This is a genomic window from Burkholderia sp. MSMB1826, assembly GCF_001526325.1.
GTDB lineage: Bacteria > Pseudomonadota > Gammaproteobacteria > Burkholderiales > Burkholderiaceae > Burkholderia.
Map to the genome: position 1 here is coordinate 1 of NZ_LOYN01000006.1, position 21,359 is coordinate 21,359.

Consider the following 21,359-nt stretch of genomic DNA (forward strand, 5'->3'; position numbering starts at 1 on the left):
GGAAAAGTCGCTGTCGTGCTGGTTGTCGCGCAGGAACATTTCCGTCGCGGGCAGCGCCGACCATTCGGTGATCGCGTTCATCTTGATCGTCTTCGCCTGCTCGTCGGTGAGCAGCGAAGCGTCGAACTTGTCCCACGGAATGTCCTTCTCCATGTCCCAGCGGACGGCTTCGAGCGACCTGTAAAGTTCCGGATAAAGCATGGTGTTCATGATGGTCCCACCCCTGTTCTGCGCAATGCGACTTCTCTAAACGTGACTGTTGCCGCGCAAGCGCGCCACGCGCGCTTTTTGCAGCCAAGACTGTAATTTTACGCGGGAAACCGGCCCGCCGGACGCCGATTCCTCGTCCGGCAGCCAGGCGGCCGCGTTGCCGCCGTTGGGCATGCCGCAACCCGCTCCGTTCGGACGAAGCCGGCCGCGCTTGCCTGAGTGGGGGCCGGCGCTGGCCGGCTCGTTGGCGCGCCCGTCCCCTGCCCCAGGCGGGTGCCCCGAAAGGTCCCCGTGCGGATGCCGGATCGGCGGGCTGCTCGATATGGTGTATACGGCGGCGGCCATGATAGCACGCGTGCATGACGGTTCCGAGACGCCCGCCCGGTCGCGTGCCGCCAACCAAGGTGCGGCGATCGGTCGCGGCCGGCCGTCGCGAAAACACAACCTGACAGTACGCCTGCGCGTGTCAGACCCGCATTTCGCCGGTCGCGAGGCCGTCTTCGGGCGGCGTGCCGGCCGCCGGCGCGCTGCCGCCGTCCGCATGCGCGATCCAGTCGGCGAGTGTCTCCCGCTGCGCCCGGCCGTCGCGGTAGCCGAGCTCGATCAGCTCGCGCGTGAACGCCTCCTCGAACAGCAGGTAACTGGCGAACGACGCGCCGGCCGGCTGGCTGCCGCCGATCGCACCGAGCAGCCCGCGCATCGTCGCCGGCATCTGCTTCAGGTGCTTCGCGGCAATCAGCTCGATGCGCTCGGACGGCGCGATCGCGAGCACGTCGACGTGCCGCCAGCCGCTGTCGACTTCGACCTGGTGCGGCAGGTGCTCGATCATCCGGTTGATGTGCTCGATCCGTTCGATGTCCGAGCCGATCGAGTCGAGGAACACGCTCGCGAGCACCTGCTGGCCGATCTGTGCGAGCGTCGGATAGCCGCGTGCCCGGCCCGCGCCGTTCGCGGCCGGAATCTCGGGCCGCGGATCGGCCGCGCCGATGACGACGATCCGGTGCGCGCCGAAGTGGATCGCCGGCGACAGCGGCGCGATCTGCCGGATCGAGCCGTCGCCGAAGTACTCGATCTGCCCGTCAAGCACGAGCGGCACGGCCGGAAACACGAACGGAATGGCCGACGACGCGAGCAGGTGCGACGCCGACAAGTCGACGAGCCGCGCGGTGCGTTGCGCGCGCCGCCACGCCTGGATCGGCTCGGCGGCCTGGTAGAACGTGAGGTGCCGGCCGCTCGAATAGCTGAGCGCGGTGATCGCGAGCGCGTGCAGCAGGCGCGCCTCCAGCATCTGCTCGATCCGGTGAAAGCTCAGCTCGCGCTGCAGCAGGTGCGCGAGCGGCGTGTTGTCGAGCAGCCCGCGCGGCGAGCGGCGAGCCGCCCAGCCGAACGTCATCGTCGCGAGCCAGCGCGCGCCGGCGGCCGCGATGCCGAGCCAGTCGGTGCGGTACACGTATTCGGCGCGCAGCGGCTCCCAGAATTCGAGCAGGCGCCGCACGCCATGGGAAAAATCGTCCGCGTGGCTGGCGATCGACGTCGCGTTGATCGCGCCGGCCGACGAGCCGCACACGACCGCGAACGGCAGCGTGTGCCGCCGTGGATCGGCCTCGCGCGCGATTTCGGCCAGCGCCTTGAGCACGCCGACCTGGTAGGCGGCGCGCGCGCCGCCTCCCATCAGAACGAGCGCGAGTCGCATGATCGACCTGCTACCTGCGCCGCATCACGTCGAGCGCTTCGGCGGACGCGTTTCGGGCGACGACGCGGCCGCCGCGCGGGCCGCGGCCGAACCGGACGGCTTCGCACGCTTCGCGGCGGGCTTGCGCGGCGCAGCCGCGGCCGGCTTCGCCGCGGATTCCGGCGCGGCAGCGGCCTGCGGCGACGCGGCGCCCGGCGCGGCAGGCTGCATGCCCGGCTGCGCCATCGCGAGGCTCGCGAGCTGGTTGAATTGCGTCTGCAGCAGGTTCCACCAGCCGGCCGGGTCGAACGGCTGCTGCGCGGGGTCGCCCGCCGGCGCATCCGCATCGGACGCCGCGGCGGCCGATGCCGCAGGGTCGGGCGCGGCCTCGCCCGCCGATGCGGGTTTCGCGGCCTGCGCGGCGGCCACGGCCGCTTCCTCGGCCGCCGACATCGAGCTTTGCGCGAACGCGCCGAACGCGCGCAGCGTCGCGAGCGTCGCGCGCTGCACCTCGAGCGCCTGGATCGCCGACTGCAGCATCCCGAGATTGAGCTTCAGCCACTGCTCGACCGCACGCAGATCGGTGATCCGTTTGTCGAGCTCCTCGACGTTCGTGAGCGGCGCCATCATGTCGGACATGCTCGACAGCGACGGCGGCAGCCCGTGCGCGGCGCCCGGAAACGGCGCCATCCCGCCGAACGGCGACATCCGGATCATGTCCCACATCCGGTCCATCATGTCGGCGGGCTGGAACCCGGCAAAGCCGGCGAAAGGGTTGGCGCCGGAGGCATCGGTCGTCATACGGGCATCCTGGTTGACTGGGGGAGCGAGGCGGCCGCCGTGCGTCGCGCAGCCGCGCGTGGTTCGATCATAGCGCGCGCGTCAGAACGGCGCGTCGCCGGGAAACGCGGGCGGGCGCCGCTCGCGCAGCGAACGGATGCCTTCCTGCACGTCGGGCCCCGAAAAACCCATGAATTCGAGCGCAAGCGACGTATCGAAGGTCGGCCCGGCAGTGCGCAGCCAGTTGTTCAGCGCGTACTTGGTCCAGCGGATCGCCGACTGCGACCCGTGCGCGAGCCGCTCGGCCACTTCGTACGCCTTCGGCAGCAGGTCGGCCGGCTCGACCGCGAGCGAGACCAGCCCGATCCGCTCGGCCTCGTCGCCGCTCACGGGCTCGCACAGCATCAGGTAGTACTTCGCCTTCGCCATCCCGCACAGCAGCGGCCACACGATCGCCGCGTGGTCGCCGGCCGCGACGCCGAGCCGCGTGTGGCCGTCGATGATGCGCGCGTCCTTCGCGGCGATCGAGATGTCGGCGAGCAGCCCGGCGACGAGCCCCGCGCCGACGGCCGGGCCATGCATCGCCGACACGATCGGCTTGCTGCAGTTGATCACGTTGTAGACGAGGTCGCGCGCCTCGCGCCATACGCGGGCGCGCACGTCGAAATCGTTCGCCATGTCCTCGACGAGCGCGAGATCGCCGCCCGCCGAAAAGCCCTTGCCTTCGCTGCGGATCACCGCGACGCGCGTGTCGGGATCGCGATCGACGTCGCGCCAGATGTCGGCGAGCTCGCGATGCATGCGGGCGTTCGCGGTCGCAAGGCCGCTGCGGTTCGCGCCCTCGCCGCTCATCACGATGTCGAGCACGCCATGGTCGCGGCGCGTCACCTTCAGTGCTTCGTAACCGCCGTACGCGGCAAGATCGGCCATCTGCTGCTCCTTGTTCGACGTGCTCGAACGCTTGAATCGAGTGTAGCCAAGCCCGCGCGGTCAAACATCGGGCGAAACCCGGCGCGCGGGCCGAAGCCGGGTTTCGCCGCTGCGTGGCGTGCGCCGCGCGGCTTATGCCGCGCCGTCGGGCGGGGCGACCGACTGCTCGATCGCGCCGAAGATCGACTTGCCGGCCGCATCGAACATCTCGATGCGCACGGTATCGCCGTAGCGCATGAATTCGGTCTGCGGCGCGCCGTGCTCGAGCGTCTCGAGGCAACGCTTCTCGGCGATGCAGCAGTAGCCGCGCTTCGCGTCCTTGTTCGATACCGTGCCGGAGCCGACGATCGAGCCGGCACGCAGGTTGCGCGTCTTCGCCGCGTGCGCGATCAGCTGGCCGAAGTGGAACACCATGTCGGTGCCGGCGTCGGGCTGGCCGACCTTCTTGCCGTTCCAGTGGACGATCATCGGGCGGTGCACGCGGCCCGCGCGCCACTCGTCGCCGAGCTCGTCGGGCGTGACGGCGACCGGCGCGAACGCCGTGGCCGGCTTGCTCTGGAAGAAGCCGAAGCCCTTCGCGAGTTCGGCCGGAATCAGGTTGCGCAGCGACACGTCGTTCACGAGCGTGACGAGCCGCACGGCCTTCAGCGCGTCGTCGGGCGACACGCTCATCGGCACGTCGCCGGTGATCACCGCGACTTCCGCCTCGAAATCGATGCCCCATTCCTCCGACGGGCACACGACGTCGTCGCGCGGCCCGAGGAAATCGTCGCTGCCGCCTTGGTACATCAGCGGATCGGTCCAGAACTCGGGCGGCATCTCGGCACCGCGCGCGCGGCGCACGAGCTCGACGTGGTTCACGTACGCGGAGCCGTCGGCCCACTGGAACGCGCGCGGCAGCGGCGCCATGCAGTCGGCCGGATCGAATGCGAACGCGTTGCGCGCGCGGCCGTGGTTCAGCGCGTCGTACAGGTCGCGCAGTTGCGGCGCATAGAACGCCCAGTCGTCGAGGACGCGCTGCAGCGTCGGCGCGATCGCATCGGCAATCGCCGCGGTGTGCAGGTCGCGCGACACGACGATCAGCTGGCCGTCGCGCGTGCCGTCCTTCAGCGAAGCAAGTTTCATAGGGGATTGGCCGTTTTAGTGACGATGGAGGGAATCTATTTTACGATGGTGAATCCATGCGGCGCGCGATGATGGCGCGCGCCGTTTTCGCCCCGTTTCCCGACGCATTTTCGCGCACCCGTTGCCCATGCCCGCCAGCCCGCTTCCCGACGACGATCTCGCCGACTCCGATACCGACGACGCCGCGTCCGGCGACCACGGCGAGAAGGTCCGTTCCGGCATCCAGTCGATCGAGGTCGGCTTCCGCCTGCTCGACGTGCTGACGAGCGAGCCGCGCGCGATGATGCTGCGCGATCTCGCGCAGCGCGCGGGCATGAGTCCGGCGAAGGCGCACCGCTATCTGGTCAGCTTCTCGCGGCTCGGCGTCGTGTCGCAGGATCCCGTCTCGGGCCGCTACGAGCTGGGCGGCTTCGCGTTGCAGATGGGCCTCGCGCGGCTCGCGCGCGTCGACGGCGTGAAGCTCGCGCGGATCGCGCTGACCGAATTCCGCGACCGTCTCGACCAGACGGTCGGCATCGCGGTATGGGGCAACCAGGGGCCGACGATCGTGCACTGGATGGAATCGAGCCATCCGGCGAAGGCGTCGCTGAAGCTCGGCGACGTGATGCCGCTGCTCGGCTCCGCGACGGGGCTGCTGTTCGCCGCGTACCTGCCGCGCAGCAAGACCGCCGCGATGCTCGAGCGCGAGCTCGCCGATACGCGCCGCTCGCCGCACCACGGCGGCCCGCGCACGCTCGACGAAGTCGAAGCGGTGCTCGCCGACGTGCGCGCGCACCAGGCCGCGCGCGTCGAAGGGATGCTGCTGCCGACGATCCACGCGTTCTGCATGCCGGTGTTCGACGCGGTCGGCGAACTCGCGCTCGCGATCGTCGCGCTCGGCCAGGAAGGCTCGTTCGACATCGCGTGGGGCGGCGAGATCGACACCGCGCTGCGCGCGTGCGCACGGAAACTGTCTTACGAACTCGGCTATAGTCCCGACGCACGCGACGCCTGACGCCTCCGGTTCACGCCACGTCACGCATCGCGAACGCGCGGCGCATCCGGCGGTCCGATTCCTGTGGCGCGCGGCGCGCGCCCGACGTCAAGCAAGCGCCCCGATCCCGTTCCGATGCCCATACAGCCTGCCGACCTTCGCCCGAGTCACGCCCTGCCCCGCCGCTGGTTGCGCGTGGGCGTCGCGCTCGTCGCCGTGCTGGTGCTGCATGCGCTCGCCGGGTTCTGGCTGATGCGCAACCGCGAATCGTTCACGCCGCCGCCGCCCGCGGACATCCCCGTGCAGATCGAATTGCTGAAACCGCAGCCGATCGAGCGCCAGCCGGCGCCGCCGGCGCCGAAGCCGGTCGAACGCCCGGCCGCGCCCAAGGCCGCCGCGCCGCAGGCGGCCCCGCCGAAACCCGCGCCGTCGCGCGAGCCGGTCCTCACGTCGACGCAGACGGCCGAGCACGGCGAACCGCCGGCTGCCGCCGCATCCGCGGCAAGCGGTACGCCGGGCGCCTCGGGCGCACACGCCGCATCGGCCGCCAGCGCCGGCGCCGCGACACCGGGCCCCGCGACGACCGGCGTGAAGTTCGCCGTGCCGCCGTCCGGCGACCTGCAGTACGACACGTTCTACAACGGCATGCAGAACATGATCGGCACGATCCACTGGCGCACCGACGGGCACGCCTACGACCTGTCGGTATCGATGCCCGTGCCGTTCGTCGGCCCGTTCGCCTATCGCAGCGAAGGCCGCATCGACGCGTTCGGCGTCGCGCCCGACCGTTACGTCGAGAAGCGCGGCAAGCGGCCGGAAGACATCGCGATCTTCAACCGCGAGATCCGCCAGGTCGTGTTCACGCGCACGCCGAACAACGCGCCGCTGCCCGACGGCGTGCAGGACCGCTTCAGCATGCTGATGCAGTTGTCGGGACTCGTGCGCGGCAATCCCGCCGCCTACAAACCGGGCGTCACGCAGCAATTCTTCGTGATCGACAACAACAGCGGCGAGACCTGGCCGATCACCGTGATCGGCGACGAGCAGGTGCAGACGCAGGCCGGCATCGTCGCCGCGCGGCACTTCATGCGCCTGCCGCGCCGCGAAGGCGACACGCGCCGCATCGACATGTGGCTCGCGCCGTCGCTCGGCTGGCTGCCCGCGCGGCTCGTGCAGAGCGAGCCGAACGGTGCGCAGATCGAGCTGCTGTGGCACGGCCGCCTCGCCGCACCGAACGTGCCTGCCGATGCCGCACCGGCAAGCGGCGCAATGAACCCGCCCGCCATCGCGCCGGCAGCCGATGCATCGGCCGCGCCGCCCGCGCCACCGGCGCAAGCGGCACCGCCCGCGACGATGCAACCGCCTGCCTCATCGGCTGTCACACAGTGAACGCGCACGAATCGGCAATTTCGACCGACTACAGATTTCCGAAAAATGGCCGATGACACTCTTTAACAACTATTTCAGTCCACCGGCTCACAATGAGAAACGTTTGATAGACATCGGCTTCTAACCGATACACCCCACGCAAACGGGAGAACGGGGTGTGCAGCGCAAGCCCCTTGAAACCGGCAAGGCTCGCCCCACCTAGGGGACAACAAGGCCAGATGCCACTGCGAAGAGGAGTGCCGCCATGCAAATGATCTACAACAGCCCCAACTACTGCGTCGTCGAATTTGCGCCGCAGGCCGGCCATCACCTGATGAATGCCGGCGGATACGAAATCGTCGACAAGAACGCGCAGCGCGAAATCTTCATCGACGGCGAACTTGCCGAGCGATTCCGCGCGCACGTGAAGCAGCTGATCGAGGATGAACCGTCGCTCGACGAAGTCGACGAATTCCTCGGACAATTCGACAGCCTGATGATGATGCCCGTCGTGCTGCACTGACGACTCGCGGCCCGGCGCGTCGCGCGGCCGGGCCATTCGCCGCGCCCCGCGCGGCGCCGCGTGCACTCCGATCCTGCCCCCGTCCGGTTCGCCGGCGGGGGCTTTCATTTGACGGGCCGTCCGGCCGGCGCGGCGAGCGACGGCGACCGCTTGACGCACCGGCTACAATGACGGTTTTCCGTCTTCGCCGGTCTTTCGCCCATGTCTGCGACTCCTCTCGCCGCTTCCGTCCCGCTCGACGCGCCCTACACGCGCGGCGCCGCCCTGCCCGCGCTGCTGAAATCGCGCATCCTGATCCTCGACGGCGCGATGGGCACGATGATCCAGCGCTACAAGCTCGACGAGGCCGCGTATCGCGGCGAGCGCTTCAAGGATTTCCCGCGCGACATCAAGGGCAACAACGAGCTGCTGTCGCTCACGCAGCCGCAGATCATCCGCGAGATCCACGACCAGTACTTCGCGGCCGGCGCCGACATCGTCGAAACGAACACGTTCGGCGCGACGACCGTCGCGCAGGCCGACTACGGAATGGAAGAGCTCGTCGTCGAGATGAACGTCGAATCGGCGAAGCTCGCACGCGAATCGGCCGCGAAATACGCGACGCCGGACAAACCGCGCTTCGTCGCCGGCGCGATCGGGCCGACGCCGAAGACGGCCAGCATCTCGCCGGACGTCAACGATCCGGGCGCGCGCAACGTCACGTTCGACGAGCTGCGCGACGCGTACTACCAGCAGGCGAAGGCGCTGCTCGACGGCGGCGTCGACCTGTTCCTCGTCGAAACGATCTTCGACACGCTGAACGCCAAGGCCGCGCTGTTCGCGCTCGACGAGCTGTTCGAGGACACCGGCGAGCGCCTGCCGATCATGATCTCGGGCACCGTCACCGATGCGTCCGGCCGGATCCTGTCGGGCCAGACGGTAGAAGCGTTCTGGAATTCGCTGCGTCACGCGAAGCCGCTCACGTTCGGCCTGAACTGCGCGCTCGGCGCGGCGCTGATGCGCCCGTACATCGCCGAGCTCGCGAAGCTGTGCGACACCTACGTGTCGTGCTACCCGAACGCGGGCCTGCCGAACCCGATGAGCGACACCGGTTTCGACGAAACCCCCGACGTCACGTCGGGCCTGCTGAAGGAATTCGCGCAGGCCGGGCTCGTGAACCTCGCGGGCGGCTGCTGCGGCACGACACCCGAACACATCGCCGAGATCGCGAAGGCGCTCGCCGGCGTGAAGCCGCGCCGCTGGCCGAACCAGTACAGCGACAACGCCTGACCCGACCGCCCCACGTCCTTCATCACCAGAATCCGCACCGCCATGACCGATCACATGATGCGCCTTGCCGGCCTCGAGCCGTTCAACGTCACGCCCGGGACGCTCTTCATCAACGTCGGCGAACGCACCAACGTCACCGGCTCGAAGGCGTTCGCACGGATGATCCTCAACGGCCAGTTCGACGAGGCGCTCGCCGTCGCACGCCAGCAGGTCGAGAACGGCGCGCAGGTGATCGACGTCAACATGGACGAAGCGATGCTCGATTCGAAGGCGGCGATGGTGCGCTTCCTCAACCTGATCGCGTCGGAGCCGGACATCGCGCGCGTGCCGATCATGATCGACTCGTCGAAGTGGGACGTGATCGAGGCCGGCCTGAAGTGCGTGCAGGGCAAGGCGATCGTGAACTCGATCTCGCTGAAGGAAGGCGAGGACGCGTTCCGCCACCACGCGAACCTGATCCGCCGCTACGGCGCGGCCGCGGTCGTGATGGCGTTCGACGAAACCGGCCAGGCCGACACCTACGAACGCAAGACCGAGATCTGCAAGCGCTCGTACGACTTCCTCGTGAACGAAGTCGGCTTCCCGCCGGAAGACATCATCTTCGACCCAAACATCTTCGCGGTCGCGACCGGCATCGACGAGCACAACAACTACGCGGTCGACTTCATCGAGGCGACCCGCTGGATCAAGCAGAACCTGCCGTACGCGAAGGTGAGCGGCGGCGTGTCGAACGTGTCGTTCTCGTTCCGCGGCAACGACCCGGTGCGCGAGGCGATCCATACCGTGTTCCTGTATCACGCGATCCAGGCCGGGATGGACATGGGGATCGTGAACGCGGGCCAGCTCGGCGTGTACGCGGATCTCGATCCCGAACTGCGCGAGCGCGTCGAGGACGTGATCCTGAACCGCCGGCCGGATTCCACCGATCGCCTGCTCGAGATCGCCGACAAGTTCAAGACCGGCGCCGCGAAGAAGGAAGAAAACCTCGAATGGCGCAACCAGCCGGTCGAGAAGCGGCTCGCGCATGCGCTCGTGCACGGGATCACGAACTTCATCGTCGAGGACACCGAAGAAGCGCGCGCGAAGATCGCCGCCGCCGGCGGCCGCCCGATCAACGTGATCGAAGGGCCGCTGATGGACGGGATGAACGTCGTCGGCGATCTGTTCGGCCAGGGCAAGATGTTCCTGCCGCAGGTCGTGAAGTCGGCGCGCGTGATGAAGCAGGCGGTCGCCCACCTGATCCCGTTCATCGAGGAAGAAAAGCGCCTGCTCGCGGAAGCGGGCGGCGACGTGCGCGCGAAGGGCAAGATCGTCATCGCGACCGTGAAGGGCGACGTGCACGACATCGGCAAGAACATCGTGTCGGTCGTGCTCCAGTGCAACAACTTCGAAGTGGTCAACATGGGCGTGATGGTCCCGTGCAACGAGATCCTCGCGAAGGCGAAGGTCGAGGGCGCGGACATCATCGGGCTGTCGGGCCTCATCACGCCGAGCCTCGAGGAAATGGCGTACGTCGCGTCCGAAATGCAGCGCGACGACTACTTCCGCGTGAAGAAGATCCCGCTCTTGATCGGCGGCGCCACGACGTCGCGCGTGCACACGGCCGTGAAGATCGCGCCGCACTACGAAGGCCCGGTCGTCTACGTGCCGGACGCGTCGCGCTCGGTGTCGGTCGCGTCGAACCTGCTGTCGGACGAAGGCGCGGCGAAGTACCTCGACGAGCTGAAGTCGGACTACGAACGCATCCGCGACCAGCACGCGAATCGCAAGGCGCAGCCGATGGTCACGCTCGGAGAGGCGCGCGCGAACAAGACCAAGGTCGACTGGGCGAACTACACGCCGGTGAAGCCGAAGTTCATCGGGCGGCGCGTATTCAAGAACTACGACCTGAACGAGCTCGCGAACTACATCGACTGGGGCCCGTTCTTCCAGACCTGGGACCTCGCGGGGCCATACCCGGCGATCCTGAACGACGAGATCGTCGGCGAATCGGCGCGGCGCGTGTTTTCCGACGCGAAGTCGATGCTCGCGCGGCTGATCCAGGGCCGCTGGCTGACCGCGAACGGCGTGATCGCGCTGCTGCCGGCGAACACGGTGAACGACGACGACATCGAGATCTACAGCGACGAGTCGCGCTCGGAAGTGCTGCTCACGTGGCGCAACCTGCGCCAGCAAAGCGTGCGTCCGGTCGTCGACGGCGTGATGCGGCCGAACCGTTCGCTCGCCGATTTCATCGCGCCGAAGGAATCGGGCGTCGCCGACTACATCGGGATGTTCGCGGTGACGGCCGGCCTCGGCGTCGACGCGAAGGAAAAGCAGTTCGAAGCCGACCACGACGACTACAGCGCGATCATGCTGAAGGCGCTCGCCGACCGTTTCGCGGAAGCGTTCGCGGAAGCGATGCACGCACGCGTGCGGCGCGAGCTGTGGGGCTACGCGAGCGGCGAGACGCTCGACAACGACGCGCTGATCGCCGAGAAGTACGCGGGCATCCGCCCGGCGCCCGGCTACCCGGCCTGCCCCGACCACCTCGTGAAACGCGACATGTTCGACGTGCTGCACGCGGACGAGATCGGCATGAGCGTGACGGATTCGCTGGCGATGCTGCCGGCGGCGAGCGTGTCGGGCTTCTACCTCGCGCATCCGGACAGCCGCTATTTCTCGGTCGGCAAAATCGGGCAGGATCAGCTCGAGGACTACGCGCAGCGCATGGCGCTGTCGCTCGACGACGCGCGCCGCGCGCTCGCGCCGCAGTTGTAACCGATCGAGCCGCGGTACCCGCTGCGGCTCGCCATGACGCGCCCCGATCCCGGGGCGCGTTGTGCATGTCGTCATTTAATCAGGATAACTAATCTCAATATTCACCGGTCGAGGCCACGGCCTCTGGATCCGACATTCGCTCCGCCATGCCTTCCTTCGATATCAGGATCAGCGAAACACCGCTCGACGCCGCCGGTCCGTTTCCGCCGACCCGCTATCGCGGCGAAAGCTGGGACCTGAGCCACTTGCGCCCGTTGACGTTCACATGCGATCTGGAAACCGGCTTCGACGTGACGGTACTGGTCCTGTTCTCCTGCCACTGCTTCACACGCAGCTTCAAATGGGACGGACGCACCCGCGACACCATTCCGGACGACGAGATTTACGACGATGGCCGCGAGACGCGCGTACTCTGCGTGGACCGGTATCGCGCGTCACGGGCGCTGTTGCGCGGCGTGATCGTCGGGCTGGCGAAGCGGCGGATCGTTGTCGCGGATGAACGGCAGCCCAATTTCGTCACGGTGGAAGCCGTCGCATCGGACGGCACGCAACGCGTCTATGCAGTGTTCTTCGAGGTTTCGAGGGACCGGACCAGAAAACGCCGGCTCGTCCTGCGCGTGCAGTCGGCCTACATGCTGGATGGCGGCCTGACCCGACGCCAGCGGGAAGCCCGGAAAGTCGCGTTGCGCACGTTGCTGCGCGCAAGCCTCGAAGGCCGCAGGATCCGGGCGTAGAAAAACCAACGGCCGCCTTTCGGCAGCCGTCGTATGCGGGACTCTCTTTCCGTCTCGCGACGAAATACCCACTCCAGGTGGGGCCCGATTGCTCGGGCGGCGCTATGTTTTCGCACCCGCTTTCACACAGTCTTGCGTTGAATTATAAGGAATTTCACCTGTCGGTCAAGGCAGGCGCCGCACTGCCGCCCCGGATTTCGCGCTCGCCCTTGTCCTGCACCAATTTCATCAGACAAAAGAAAAAGCCCGCTCGAAAGCGGGCTTTTTCGTGTCTGGCGAACCTGTCGACCCGCCCGGCAAGGAAGCTCAGAAGCCCCAGTGCACGTCGGCCTGACCGGCCTTCGCCTCGCGCAGCATCGTCAGGAACGGCGCGACGCGTTGGGCCAGGCTCGGCGGCACTTCGTGGTGCGCGTGGTCGGCTTCGTCCTCGTGGAAATGGCCGGCGTGCTCCGCACGCTCCTGCTTCGCCTGCGCGACCGCGCCTTCCAGCTTGGCGATCGCGTGGTCCAGTTCGTCGTGCGTGATCACACCGCGCTCGCCCAGCTGCTTGCCGACGAGACCCAGCACATACACGGCGAAATCCTTCAGCACGTCGAGATCCTGTGCCGCCTTGCTCTTGAACGTAATCATGACAATTCCCTTTTCATCTTGTTGTGCCTGCGCGGCGCGGTTGGGGAACGCCGACAGACCGGCGTCCGGCCTCGCGGACGCGGGCCGCCTGAGCGGCATATTAGCACCTGTTAAAATTCTGCGATCCCTGAAACGCGCGCTTAAAAAGCGCGCCGGCGGCCCGGCGTTTCCGGCCGCCACCAACGAAGCCTTCTACCAGCATGCTGCCAGCACACAAACAGACCCTCGAAGCCCTGCTCGCGGATAGCGTCAAGCAGGTCGCACACGCGCTGAAAGGCGCCGACGCGGCATTCGTCGCCCCGGCCATCACGCTGGAGCGCCCGAAGGTCGCCGCGCACGGCGACGTCGCGTGCAACGTCGCGATGCAGCTCGCGAAGCCGCTCGGCACGAACCCGCGCCAGCTCGCCGAACGGATCGTCGCCGCACTCACCGCGCAGCCGGCCGCGCAAGGCCTCGTCGAAGCCGCCGAGATCGCCGGCCCCGGCTTCATCAACCTGCGCCTGTCGGCCGCCGCGAAGCAGGCGGTGATCGCCGCCGTGTTCGACCAGGGCCGCGCGTTCGGCACGTCGGATCGCGAGAAGGGCAAGCGGGTGCTGCTCGAATTCGTGTCGGCCAATCCGACGGGCCCGCTGCACGTCGGCCACGGCCGCCAGGCCGCGCTCGGCGACGTGCTCGCAAACGTGATCGCGAGCCAGGGCTACACGGTGCACCGCGAGTTCTACTACAACGACGCGGGCGTGCAGATCGGCAACCTGGCGATCTCGACGCAGGCGCGCGCCCGCGGCCTGAAGCCGGGCGACGCGGGCTGGCCGGAAGCCGCGTACAACGGCGAGTACATCGCCGACATCGCGCGCGACTACCTGAACGGCGAAACGGTCGCCGCATCGGACGGCGAGCCGGTCAAGGGCGCGGGCGACGTCGAGGATCTCGACGCGATCCGCAAGTTCGCGGTCACGTACCTGCGTCGCGAGCAGGACATGGACCTGCAGGCATTCGGCGTGAAGTTCGACCAGTACTACCTCGAATCGTCGCTGTACAGCGAAGGCCGCGTCGAGAAGACGGTCGACGCGCTGGTCAAGGCCGGCATGACCTACGAGCAGGACGGCGCGCTGTGGCTGCGCACGACCGACGAAGGCGACGACAAGGATCGCGTGATGCGCAAGTCGGACGGCACGTACACGTACTTCGTGCCGGACGTCGCGTATCACGTGACGAAGTGGGAGCGCGGCTTCACGAAGGTGATCAACATCCAGGGTTCGGACCACCACGGCACGATCGCGCGCGTGCGCGCCGGCCTGCAGGGGCTGCACATCGGGATCCCGAAGGGCTATCCCGACTACGTGCTGCACAAGATGGTCACCGTGATGCGCGACGGCCAGGAAGTGAAGATCTCGAAGCGCGCGGGCAGCTACGTGACGGTGCGCGACCTGATCGAATGGTCGGGCGGCGCGGCGGCGGGCCAGGAAGCGGCGCCCGACCTGATCGACGAGGCGACCATCACGCGCGGCCGCGACGCGGTGCGTTTCTTCCTGATCTCGCGCAAGGCCGATACCGAGTTCGTGTTCGACATCGACCTCGCGTTGAAACAGAACGACGAGAACCCGGTCTATTACGTGCAGTACGCGCATGCGCGGATCTGCTCGGTGCTCAACGAACTGAAGTCGCGCTACAACGTCGACGTCGCGCAACTGCCGGGCGCCGACCTGTCGCAACTGACCAGCGCGCAAGCGGCATCGCTGATGCAGAAGCTGGCCGAGTACCCGGACATGCTCACGCACGCGGCGAACGAGCTCGCGCCGCACGCGGTCGCGTTCTACCTGCGCGATCTCGCTGGCGAATTCCACTCGTTCTACAATGCGGAGCGCGTGCTGGTCGACGACGAAGCGCCGCGCAATGCGCGCGCCGCGCTGCTTGCCGCGACCCGGCAGGTGCTCGAGAACGGCCTGGCAGTGCTCGGCGTATCCGCGCCCGCCAAGATGTAACGGATGTCAGCGCGGCCCGAACCGGGCCGCGAATGGCCGCGGCAGCGCCCGCCGCCGGATGCCCGTCATCGGATGCCCGTCATCGGATGCCCGCCGTCGGATGCCCGTCGCAGCCTTTTCACGATTCTTTTTGCAGGTGACTCAAGCAATGGCACAACCACGCCGCACTTCGAAACAATCGAAACAAGCCGGAGGAACATTTCTTGGAATCGTGCTGGGCCTGATCGTCGGCCTCGCGATCGCCGTGGTGGTGGCGCTCTACATCACGCGTTCGCCGTCGCCGTTCGTGTCGAAGGTCGCGCCGCCGCCGGCCGACAACGGCGCGAGCCAGCCGCAGCAGTTCGACCCGAACCGCGCGCTGCAGGGCAAGACGCCCGGCCAGCCGGTGCCGCAGGCCGCGCAGCCCGCACCGCCGAACACCGCGCCCGGCCAGGCCGCGAACCAGACCCAGGGCGGCCTGCTGCCCGAGCCGCAGATCGTCGAAGTGCCGCCGTCGGGTAACACGAACGGCGCCACCGGCTCGAGCAACACCGCGTCGAACACGCCGTCGTCGGGCAACGGCGTCGCCGTCGCACCGAAGCCGGCCGACACCACGCCGCCGCCGAAGAAGACGCAACAGGCGCAGCAACAGCAGCAAGGCGGCGAGGACGACCTCGCACGCTTCGCCGCGCAGAAGCAGGCGCAGCAAGCCGCCGCGCAAAAGCAGCAACAGCAGCAGGCCGCGAACACGCCGAAGCCGACGTCGTCGGCCACGGCCGCGGCGGCCGCGAAGCCGCCGACCGCGAACGACGCGAACACCGGCTACTTCCTGCAGGTCGGTGCGTACAAGACGGAAGGCGATGCCGAGCAGCAGCGTGCGCGCCTCGGCTTCCAGGGCTTCGAATCGAAGGTGTCGAAACGCGACGTCAGCGGCGTGACCTATTTCCGCGTGCGCGTCGGTCCGTTCTCGAAGTTCGAGGATATGAACTCGGCCCGTCAGCGCCTGTCCGATGCAGGTGTCGACACGGCGGTGATCCGCTTCACGAAGCAGTAAGCAGCCGGCCGCACCCACGCAGAACCCGTTACGTTTCGTAACCCGAGCAACCGATTCGACGTCCACAACATGAAAAAACTGCTTAGCACGCTCCTTCTGTCCCTCGGCCTGGCTGCCGGCCTGGCCCAGGCGACGCCCGCCGCACCGGTGTCCGGCAAGGACTTCGAGGTGATGAAGTCGCCGCAGCCGGTGTCCGCGCCGGCCGGCAAGGTCGAGGTGATCGAGTTCTTCTGGTACGGCTGCCCGCACTGCTACGAATTCGAGCCGACGATCGAGGCCTGGGTGAAGAAACAGGGCAACAACATCGACTTCAAGCGCGTGCCGGTCGCTTTCCGTGACGATTTCCTCCCGCACTCGAAGCTGTTCTATGCGGTGTCCGCACTCGGCATCTCCGAGAAGGTCACGCCGGCGATCTTCAACGCGATCCACAAGCAGAAGAACTACCTGCTGACGCCGCAGGCGCAGGCCGATTTCCTGGCCACGCAGAGCGTCGACAAGAAGAAGTTCATGGACGCGTACAACTCGTTCAGCGTGCAGGGCGAAGTGAACCAGTCGGCCAAGCTGCTAAAGGACTACGCGATCGACGGCGTGCCGACGGTCGTCGTCCAGGGCAAGTACAAGACGGGCCCGGCTTACACGAACAGCATCCCGGGTACCGCCCAGGTGCTCGACTTTCTCGTGAAGCAGGTCCAGGACAAGAAGCTCTGATCCCCGCCCGCGCGCCGGCATGACTACTCCGCTGAAGGTCTTCATCACCGGCGCGTCGAGCGGCCTCGGCCTCGCGATGGCCGAGGAATACGCCCGCCAGGGCGCCACGCTCGCGCTCGTCGCGCGACGCACCGATGCACTCGATGCGTTCGCGCGGCGTTTCCCGACGCTGTCCGTCTCCGTCTATTCCGCCGACGTGCGCGACGCCGATGCGCTCGCAACGGCCGCCGCATCGTTCATCGCCGCGCACGGCTGCCCCGACGTCGTGATCGCGAACGCGGGCATCAGCCAGGGCGCCGTCACCGGCCAGGGCGATCTCGCGGCGTTCCGCGACGTGATGGACATCAACTACTACGGGATGGTCGCGACGTTCGAGCCGTTCGTCGGCCCGATGACGGCCGCGCGCCACGGCACGCTGGTCGGCGTCGCGAGCGTCGCCGGCGTGCGCGGACTGCCCGGCTCCGGCGCGTACAGCGCGTCGAAATCGGCCGCGATCAAGTATCTCGAGGCGTTGCGCGTCGAACTGCGCCCGGCCGGCGTCGGCGTCGTGACGATCGCGCCCGGCTACATTCGCACGCCGATGACCGCGCACAACCCGTACCGGATGCCGTTCCTGATGGACGCCGACCGCTTCGCCGCGCGCGCGGCACGCGCGATCGCCCGGCAGCACGCGTTCCGCGTGATTCCGTGGCAAATGGGTGTCGTCGCGAAGGTGCTGCACGTGCTGCCGCGCTGGCTGTACGATCGCCTGTTCGAAAAGGCGCCGCGCAAGCCGAAGGCCGGCGCGCACTGACGATCCGCCGAGACGGCCCGCGCGATGTACGCCGGGCCTTCTCGCTGCGCCGACGCGTCGACGCGCCGGTTTGGCGACGCCTTCCACGGCCTATTCGCCACGTCCGCCGCATGCTTCGACGCGCTGACCCCGCCTTCTCCGTCGTCCGCCTTCCCGCCTTCCCGCCTTCCCGCCTTCCCGCCTTCCCGCCTTCCCGCCTTCCCGCCTTCCCGCCGCTTCAGCCGCACCTTCCGCTGCATCGACACCCGTTCCGTCGCGAACGCAGCCGTTTTTCGGTCAATTCGCCGCGTTCCGGCGCCTTTTTTCACGCGTCGCGCGCTTTGACGGTATGCTATTCGCCAGCCGCGCCGGCCCTGCCTGCTTCCGGGCCGCGCCTGCCTCCGTCATCCAGCGAAAAACACGCGCCACGTGGGAGATCCTATGCACGTCAAGCTGTTCGCCGCGGCCGCCGTCGCCGCCGCTCTTGCCGCCCCCGGCCTCGCCGCCGCCAAGCCGCTCACCGTCTGCACGGAATCGAGCCCGGACGGTTTCGACGTCGTGCAGTACAACTCGCTCGTCACGACCAACGCATCGGCCGACGTGATCTTCAACACGCTCGTGTCCTACGACGAAGCCACGAAGAAGGTCGTGCCCGCGCTCGCCGACAAATGGGAAACGAGCGCCGACGGCCTCACGTACACGTTCCACCTGCGCCCGAACGTCGCGTTCCAGACCACCGACTATTTCAAGCCGGGCCGCCCGCTCGATGCGGACGACGTCGTGTTCACGTTCACGCGGATGCTCGACGATGCGAATCCGTGGCACAAGGTGGCCGGCGCGAGCGGCTTCCCGCACGCGCAGTCGATGGGCCTCGTGAAGCTCGTGAAGTCGGTCACGAAAGTCGACGACAGCACGGTGAAGTTCGTGCTGAACGAACCGAACGCGACGTTCGTGCCGATCCTGACGATGGGCTTCGCGTCGATCTACTCGGCCGAGTACGCGGACCAGCTGCTGAAGGCCGGCAAGCAGGCCGACCTGAACGCGAAGCCGGTCGGCACCGGCCCGTTCGTGCTGAAGAGCTATACGAAGGACGCGCTGATCCGCTACGACGCGAATCCGACGTACTGGGGCACGAAGCCGAAGGTCGACCGGCTGATCTACGCGATCACACCCGACCCGTCGGTGCGCCTGCAGAAGGTGAAGGCCGGCGAATGCCAGATCGCGCTGTCGCCGAAGCCGCAGGACGTGCTCGCCGCGAAGGGCGAAAGCGCGCTGAAGGTCGTGCAGACGCCCGCGTTCATGACCGCGTTCGTCGCGTTGAACACGCAGAAGAAGCCGCTCGACAACGACAAGGTGCGCGAGGCGCTGAATCTCGCGTTCGACCGCGCAACCTACCTGAAGGTCGTGTTCGACAATACCGCGACGGCCGCGAACAACCCGTATCCGCCGAACACGTGGAGCTACGCGAAGGACGTCGCGCCGTATGCGTACGATCCGGCGAAGGCGAAACAGTTGCTCGCGCAGGCCGGCTTCCCGAACGGTTTCTCGACGACCATCTGGACGCGCCCGACCGGCAGCGTGCTGAACCCGAACCCGAAGGTCGGCGCGGAACTGCTGCAGGCCGACCTCGCGAAGATCGGCGTGAAGGCCGAGGTCAAGGTGATCGAATGGGGCGAGCTGATCAAGCAGGCGAAGCTCGGCCAGCATGACATGCTGTTCATGGGCTGGGCCGGCGACAACGGCGATCCGGACAACTACCTGTCGCCGCTGTTCAGTTGCAACGCGGTGAAGTCGGGCATCAACTTCGCGCGCTTCTGCGATGCGCAGCTCGACAAGCTGATCGCCGACGGCAAGTCGACCGCCGACCAGGCCAAGCGCGCGAAGCTGTACGAAAGCGCGCAGAAGATCATCCACGACCAGGCGCTGTGGATCCCGCTCGGCTACCCGACCGCGGCCGCGCTCACGCGCACGAACGTGAGCGGCTATCGCGTCAGTCCGTTCGGGCGGCAGAACTTCACGACGGTCGCCGTGCAGTAACGCGCCCCGCGCGCGTGGCGCGCAAGCGACGGTGCGTCGGGCCGTCGCTTGCGGCCCGCGCGCCGCGCTTGCTACACTGCGCGCTCATTCCTCATACCGGACGCCAGCCCAAGTGAACATCTAAGCCTTCCCAAAATGTTTTCGCCGCCGTGCCACGCACGCCGCGCGCGAAGGTCTTCACGCATTTTCGGAGGTGCTGATGGCTGCTGCCACGCCGACCGGCGCGCTCGTCGCGCTTCATCACGTTTCCTTCCGCTTCGACGACGGCGTCACGCTGTTCGATTCGCTCGACCTGTCCATCGACCGCACGCCGACCGGCATCGTCGGCCGCAACGGCGTCGGCAAGAGCCTGCTCGCGCAATTGATCGCGGGCCGCCGCGCGCCGAGCGCGGGTGCCATCGAGCGGCATACGCAGGTCGTCTACGTCGAGCAGCAGCACGACCGCGACGACACGGCGGCCGCCCCGCGGACCGTCGCGCAGATCGCCGCGCTCGATGCGCCGCTCGGCGCGCTCGCGCGTCTCGCCGACGGCCGCGCGGCGCCGCACGACTTCGAGCTGATCGGCGATCGCTGGGATCTCGCGGAGCGGCTGCGCACCGCGCTCGACGCGGCCGGCCTGCACGACGTCCACGCCGACACGCCCGCGCATACGCTGAGCGGCGGCCAGCTCGCGCGCGTCGCGCTGATCGGCGCGCTGCTGTCGGACGCCGGCCTGCTCGTGCTCGACGAACCGACCAACCATCTCGACGCACCGGGCCGCGCATGGCTGCGCGCGGCGCTCGACGGCTGGCGCGGCGGAGTCGTCGTCGTGAGCCACGACCGCGCGCTGCTCGCCGGCGTGCAACGCATCGTCGAGCTGACGCCGCACGGTGCACGCTCGTACGGCGGCAACTACGCGCTCTACCGCGCGCAACGCGACGCGCAACAGGACGCCGCGCAAGCGGCGCTCGACCACGCGCGCACCGAGCGCGGGCGCGTGCGGCGCAGGCTCGAACAGGAACACGACACGATCCAGCGTCACGCGGCCGCGTCGCTGCGCGGCGCGAAGACGGCCAACCTGTCGTCGATGGCGAAACAGCGCCGCAAGGGTGCGGCGCGCAGCATCATGGGACAGGTCCGGCGCCATCAGGACGATTTCAAGACAACGCTCGACGAACGCGTGCAGCACTCGGCCGCGCGCGTCGACGCCGCGGCGCCCGTGCTGGTATCGCTGCCGGGCACCGAGGTCAGCGCACGCCGCCAACTGTTCACGCTCGAACGCGCGCAACTGCCGTGGTGCGTCGCGGGCGACGCCGACGCGATCACGTGGTCGGCGAGCGGCGCGGTGCGCATCGCGCTGACGGGCCCGAACGGCTGCGGCAAGTCGACGTTGCTGAGGATGCTCGCGGGCGAACTGGCGCCGCGCTCGGGCACCTGCACGACGCACGTGAGCGCCGCGTATCTCGACCAGCGGCTCGCGCTGCTGGACCCGGCGCGCTCGATCGTCGAGCAGTTGCGCCTGCTCGATACGCCGCTTGCCGAAGGCGACCTGCGCAGCCGCCTCGCGCTGCTGCAACTCGACGCGACACGGGCGACGCAACCGGCGCGGCAACTGAGCGGCGGCGAACGGCTGAAGGCCGCGCTCGCGTGTGCGTTGTGGCGCGGCACGCCCGCGCAACTGCTGCTGCTCGACGAGCCGACCAATCACCTCGATCTCGAATCGGTGCGCGCGATCGAAGCGGCGCTGGCCGGCTTCCCGGGTGCGATCGTGGTCGCGTCGCACGACGCCGCGTTTCTCGCGGCGCTCGAGCCGACACACACGATGCAGTGGCAGCGCGACGGGTGGCACTACGAACCCGTCGCGTAAGGAGAAC

The 21,359-nt window shown here is 68.1% G+C and carries 17 protein-coding genes and 1 pseudogene; 12 read left to right on the top strand and 6 right to left on the bottom strand.

Annotated elements, in window-relative coordinates; translation table 11 throughout:
* The 5 genes and pseudogenes from WS95_RS01570 to WS95_RS01590 all read right to left on the bottom strand — a co-directional run.
* Window positions 1-210 (bottom strand): annotated as a pseudogene (locus WS95_RS01570) (ferritin-like domain-containing protein); the annotation flags it as partial.
* A 466-nt stretch (window positions 211-676) separates the two neighbouring features.
* On the bottom strand, window positions 677-1,903 hold the full coding sequence (locus tag WS95_RS01575) for a patatin-like phospholipase family protein (protein ID WP_059506346.1): 1,227 nt from the start codon (window positions 1,901-1,903) through the stop codon (window positions 677-679).
* A 24-nt stretch (window positions 1,904-1,927) separates the two neighbouring features.
* Window positions 1,928-2,683: a PhaM family polyhydroxyalkanoate granule multifunctional regulatory protein gene (locus WS95_RS01580; protein ID WP_059821938.1), complete on the bottom strand. Its 756-nt coding sequence runs from the start codon at window positions 2,681-2,683 to the stop codon at window positions 1,928-1,930.
* 81 nt (window positions 2,684-2,764) lie between these two features.
* A complete protein-coding gene (locus tag WS95_RS01585; protein ID WP_059821940.1) occupies window positions 2,765-3,592 on the bottom strand; it encodes an enoyl-CoA hydratase/isomerase family protein in 828 nt (275 codons plus the stop codon).
* A 132-nt stretch (window positions 3,593-3,724) separates the two neighbouring features.
* Entirely contained in the window at window positions 3,725-4,717 is a 993-nt protein-coding gene (locus WS95_RS01590; RefSeq protein WP_059821942.1) for a fumarylacetoacetate hydrolase family protein, read from the bottom strand.
* A gap of 127 nt (window positions 4,718-4,844) precedes the next feature.
* Between WS95_RS01590 and WS95_RS01595 the strand changes: the two genes are divergently transcribed.
* The 6 genes from WS95_RS01595 (at window position 4,845) to WS95_RS01620 (ending at window position 12,344) form a co-directional block, all read left to right on the top strand.
* Window positions 4,845-5,711, top strand: coding sequence for an IclR family transcriptional regulator (locus tag WS95_RS01595; protein ID WP_034208506.1), 867 nt, complete (start codon window positions 4,845-4,847; stop codon window positions 5,709-5,711).
* A gap of 114 nt (window positions 5,712-5,825) precedes the next feature.
* Window positions 5,826-7,079, top strand: coding sequence for a DUF3108 domain-containing protein (locus WS95_RS01600; protein WP_059822006.1), 1,254 nt, complete (start codon window positions 5,826-5,828; stop codon window positions 7,077-7,079).
* Between the two features lie 244 nt (window positions 7,080-7,323).
* The gene (locus WS95_RS01605) at window positions 7,324-7,581 is read left to right on the top strand and encodes a BTH_I0359 family protein (protein WP_006477667.1); all 258 of its coding nucleotides are present in this window, start codon (window positions 7,324-7,326) and stop codon (window positions 7,579-7,581) included.
* A gap of 201 nt (window positions 7,582-7,782) precedes the next feature.
* On the top strand, window positions 7,783-8,850 hold the full coding sequence (locus tag WS95_RS01610; protein WP_034208508.1) for a homocysteine S-methyltransferase family protein: 1,068 nt from the start codon (window positions 7,783-7,785) through the stop codon (window positions 8,848-8,850).
* Between the two features lie 42 nt (window positions 8,851-8,892).
* Window positions 8,893-11,610: a methionine synthase gene (gene metH, locus WS95_RS01615; protein ID WP_059785313.1), complete on the top strand. Its 2,718-nt coding sequence runs from the start codon at window positions 8,893-8,895 to the stop codon at window positions 11,608-11,610.
* A gap of 146 nt (window positions 11,611-11,756) precedes the next feature.
* On the top strand, window positions 11,757-12,344 hold the full coding sequence (locus tag WS95_RS01620; protein WP_059821943.1) for a hypothetical protein: 588 nt from the start codon (window positions 11,757-11,759) through the stop codon (window positions 12,342-12,344).
* A 306-nt stretch (window positions 12,345-12,650) separates the two neighbouring features.
* On the opposite strand, the gene WS95_RS01625 is transcribed toward WS95_RS01620, so the two are convergent.
* A complete protein-coding gene (locus WS95_RS01625) occupies window positions 12,651-12,974 on the bottom strand; it encodes a DUF1840 domain-containing protein (RefSeq protein ID WP_006489103.1) in 324 nt (107 codons plus the stop codon).
* A 200-nt stretch (window positions 12,975-13,174) separates the two neighbouring features.
* Here WS95_RS01625 and argS point away from each other — a divergent pair, with 200 nt between their 5' ends.
* From argS to WS95_RS01655, 6 genes are all read left to right on the top strand, one after another.
* Window positions 13,175-14,956 (top strand): arginine--tRNA ligase, encoded by a 1,782-nt coding sequence (argS, locus tag WS95_RS01630; RefSeq protein WP_059821945.1) that lies wholly within the window; start codon window positions 13,175-13,177, stop codon window positions 14,954-14,956.
* Window positions 14,957-15,104: 148 nt separating this feature from the next.
* A complete protein-coding gene (locus WS95_RS01635) occupies window positions 15,105-15,989 on the top strand; it encodes an SPOR domain-containing protein (protein WP_034208511.1) in 885 nt (294 codons plus the stop codon).
* 69 nt (window positions 15,990-16,058) lie between these two features.
* On the top strand, window positions 16,059-16,697 hold the full coding sequence (locus WS95_RS01640; RefSeq protein ID WP_059821947.1) for a thiol:disulfide interchange protein DsbA/DsbL: 639 nt from the start codon (window positions 16,059-16,061) through the stop codon (window positions 16,695-16,697).
* Between the two features lie 19 nt (window positions 16,698-16,716).
* The gene (locus WS95_RS01645; RefSeq protein WP_059785319.1) at window positions 16,717-17,490 is read left to right on the top strand and encodes an SDR family oxidoreductase; all 774 of its coding nucleotides are present in this window, start codon (window positions 16,717-16,719) and stop codon (window positions 17,488-17,490) included.
* 420 nt (window positions 17,491-17,910) lie between these two features.
* Window positions 17,911-19,506: an ABC transporter substrate-binding protein gene (locus tag WS95_RS01650; RefSeq protein WP_034208514.1), complete on the top strand. Its 1,596-nt coding sequence runs from the start codon at window positions 17,911-17,913 to the stop codon at window positions 19,504-19,506.
* A 199-nt stretch (window positions 19,507-19,705) separates the two neighbouring features.
* Window positions 19,706-21,352 (top strand): ABC-F family ATP-binding cassette domain-containing protein, encoded by a 1,647-nt coding sequence (locus tag WS95_RS01655; RefSeq protein ID WP_059821948.1) that lies wholly within the window; start codon window positions 19,706-19,708, stop codon window positions 21,350-21,352.
* The last annotated feature ends 7 nt before the right edge of the window (window positions 21,353-21,359 follow it).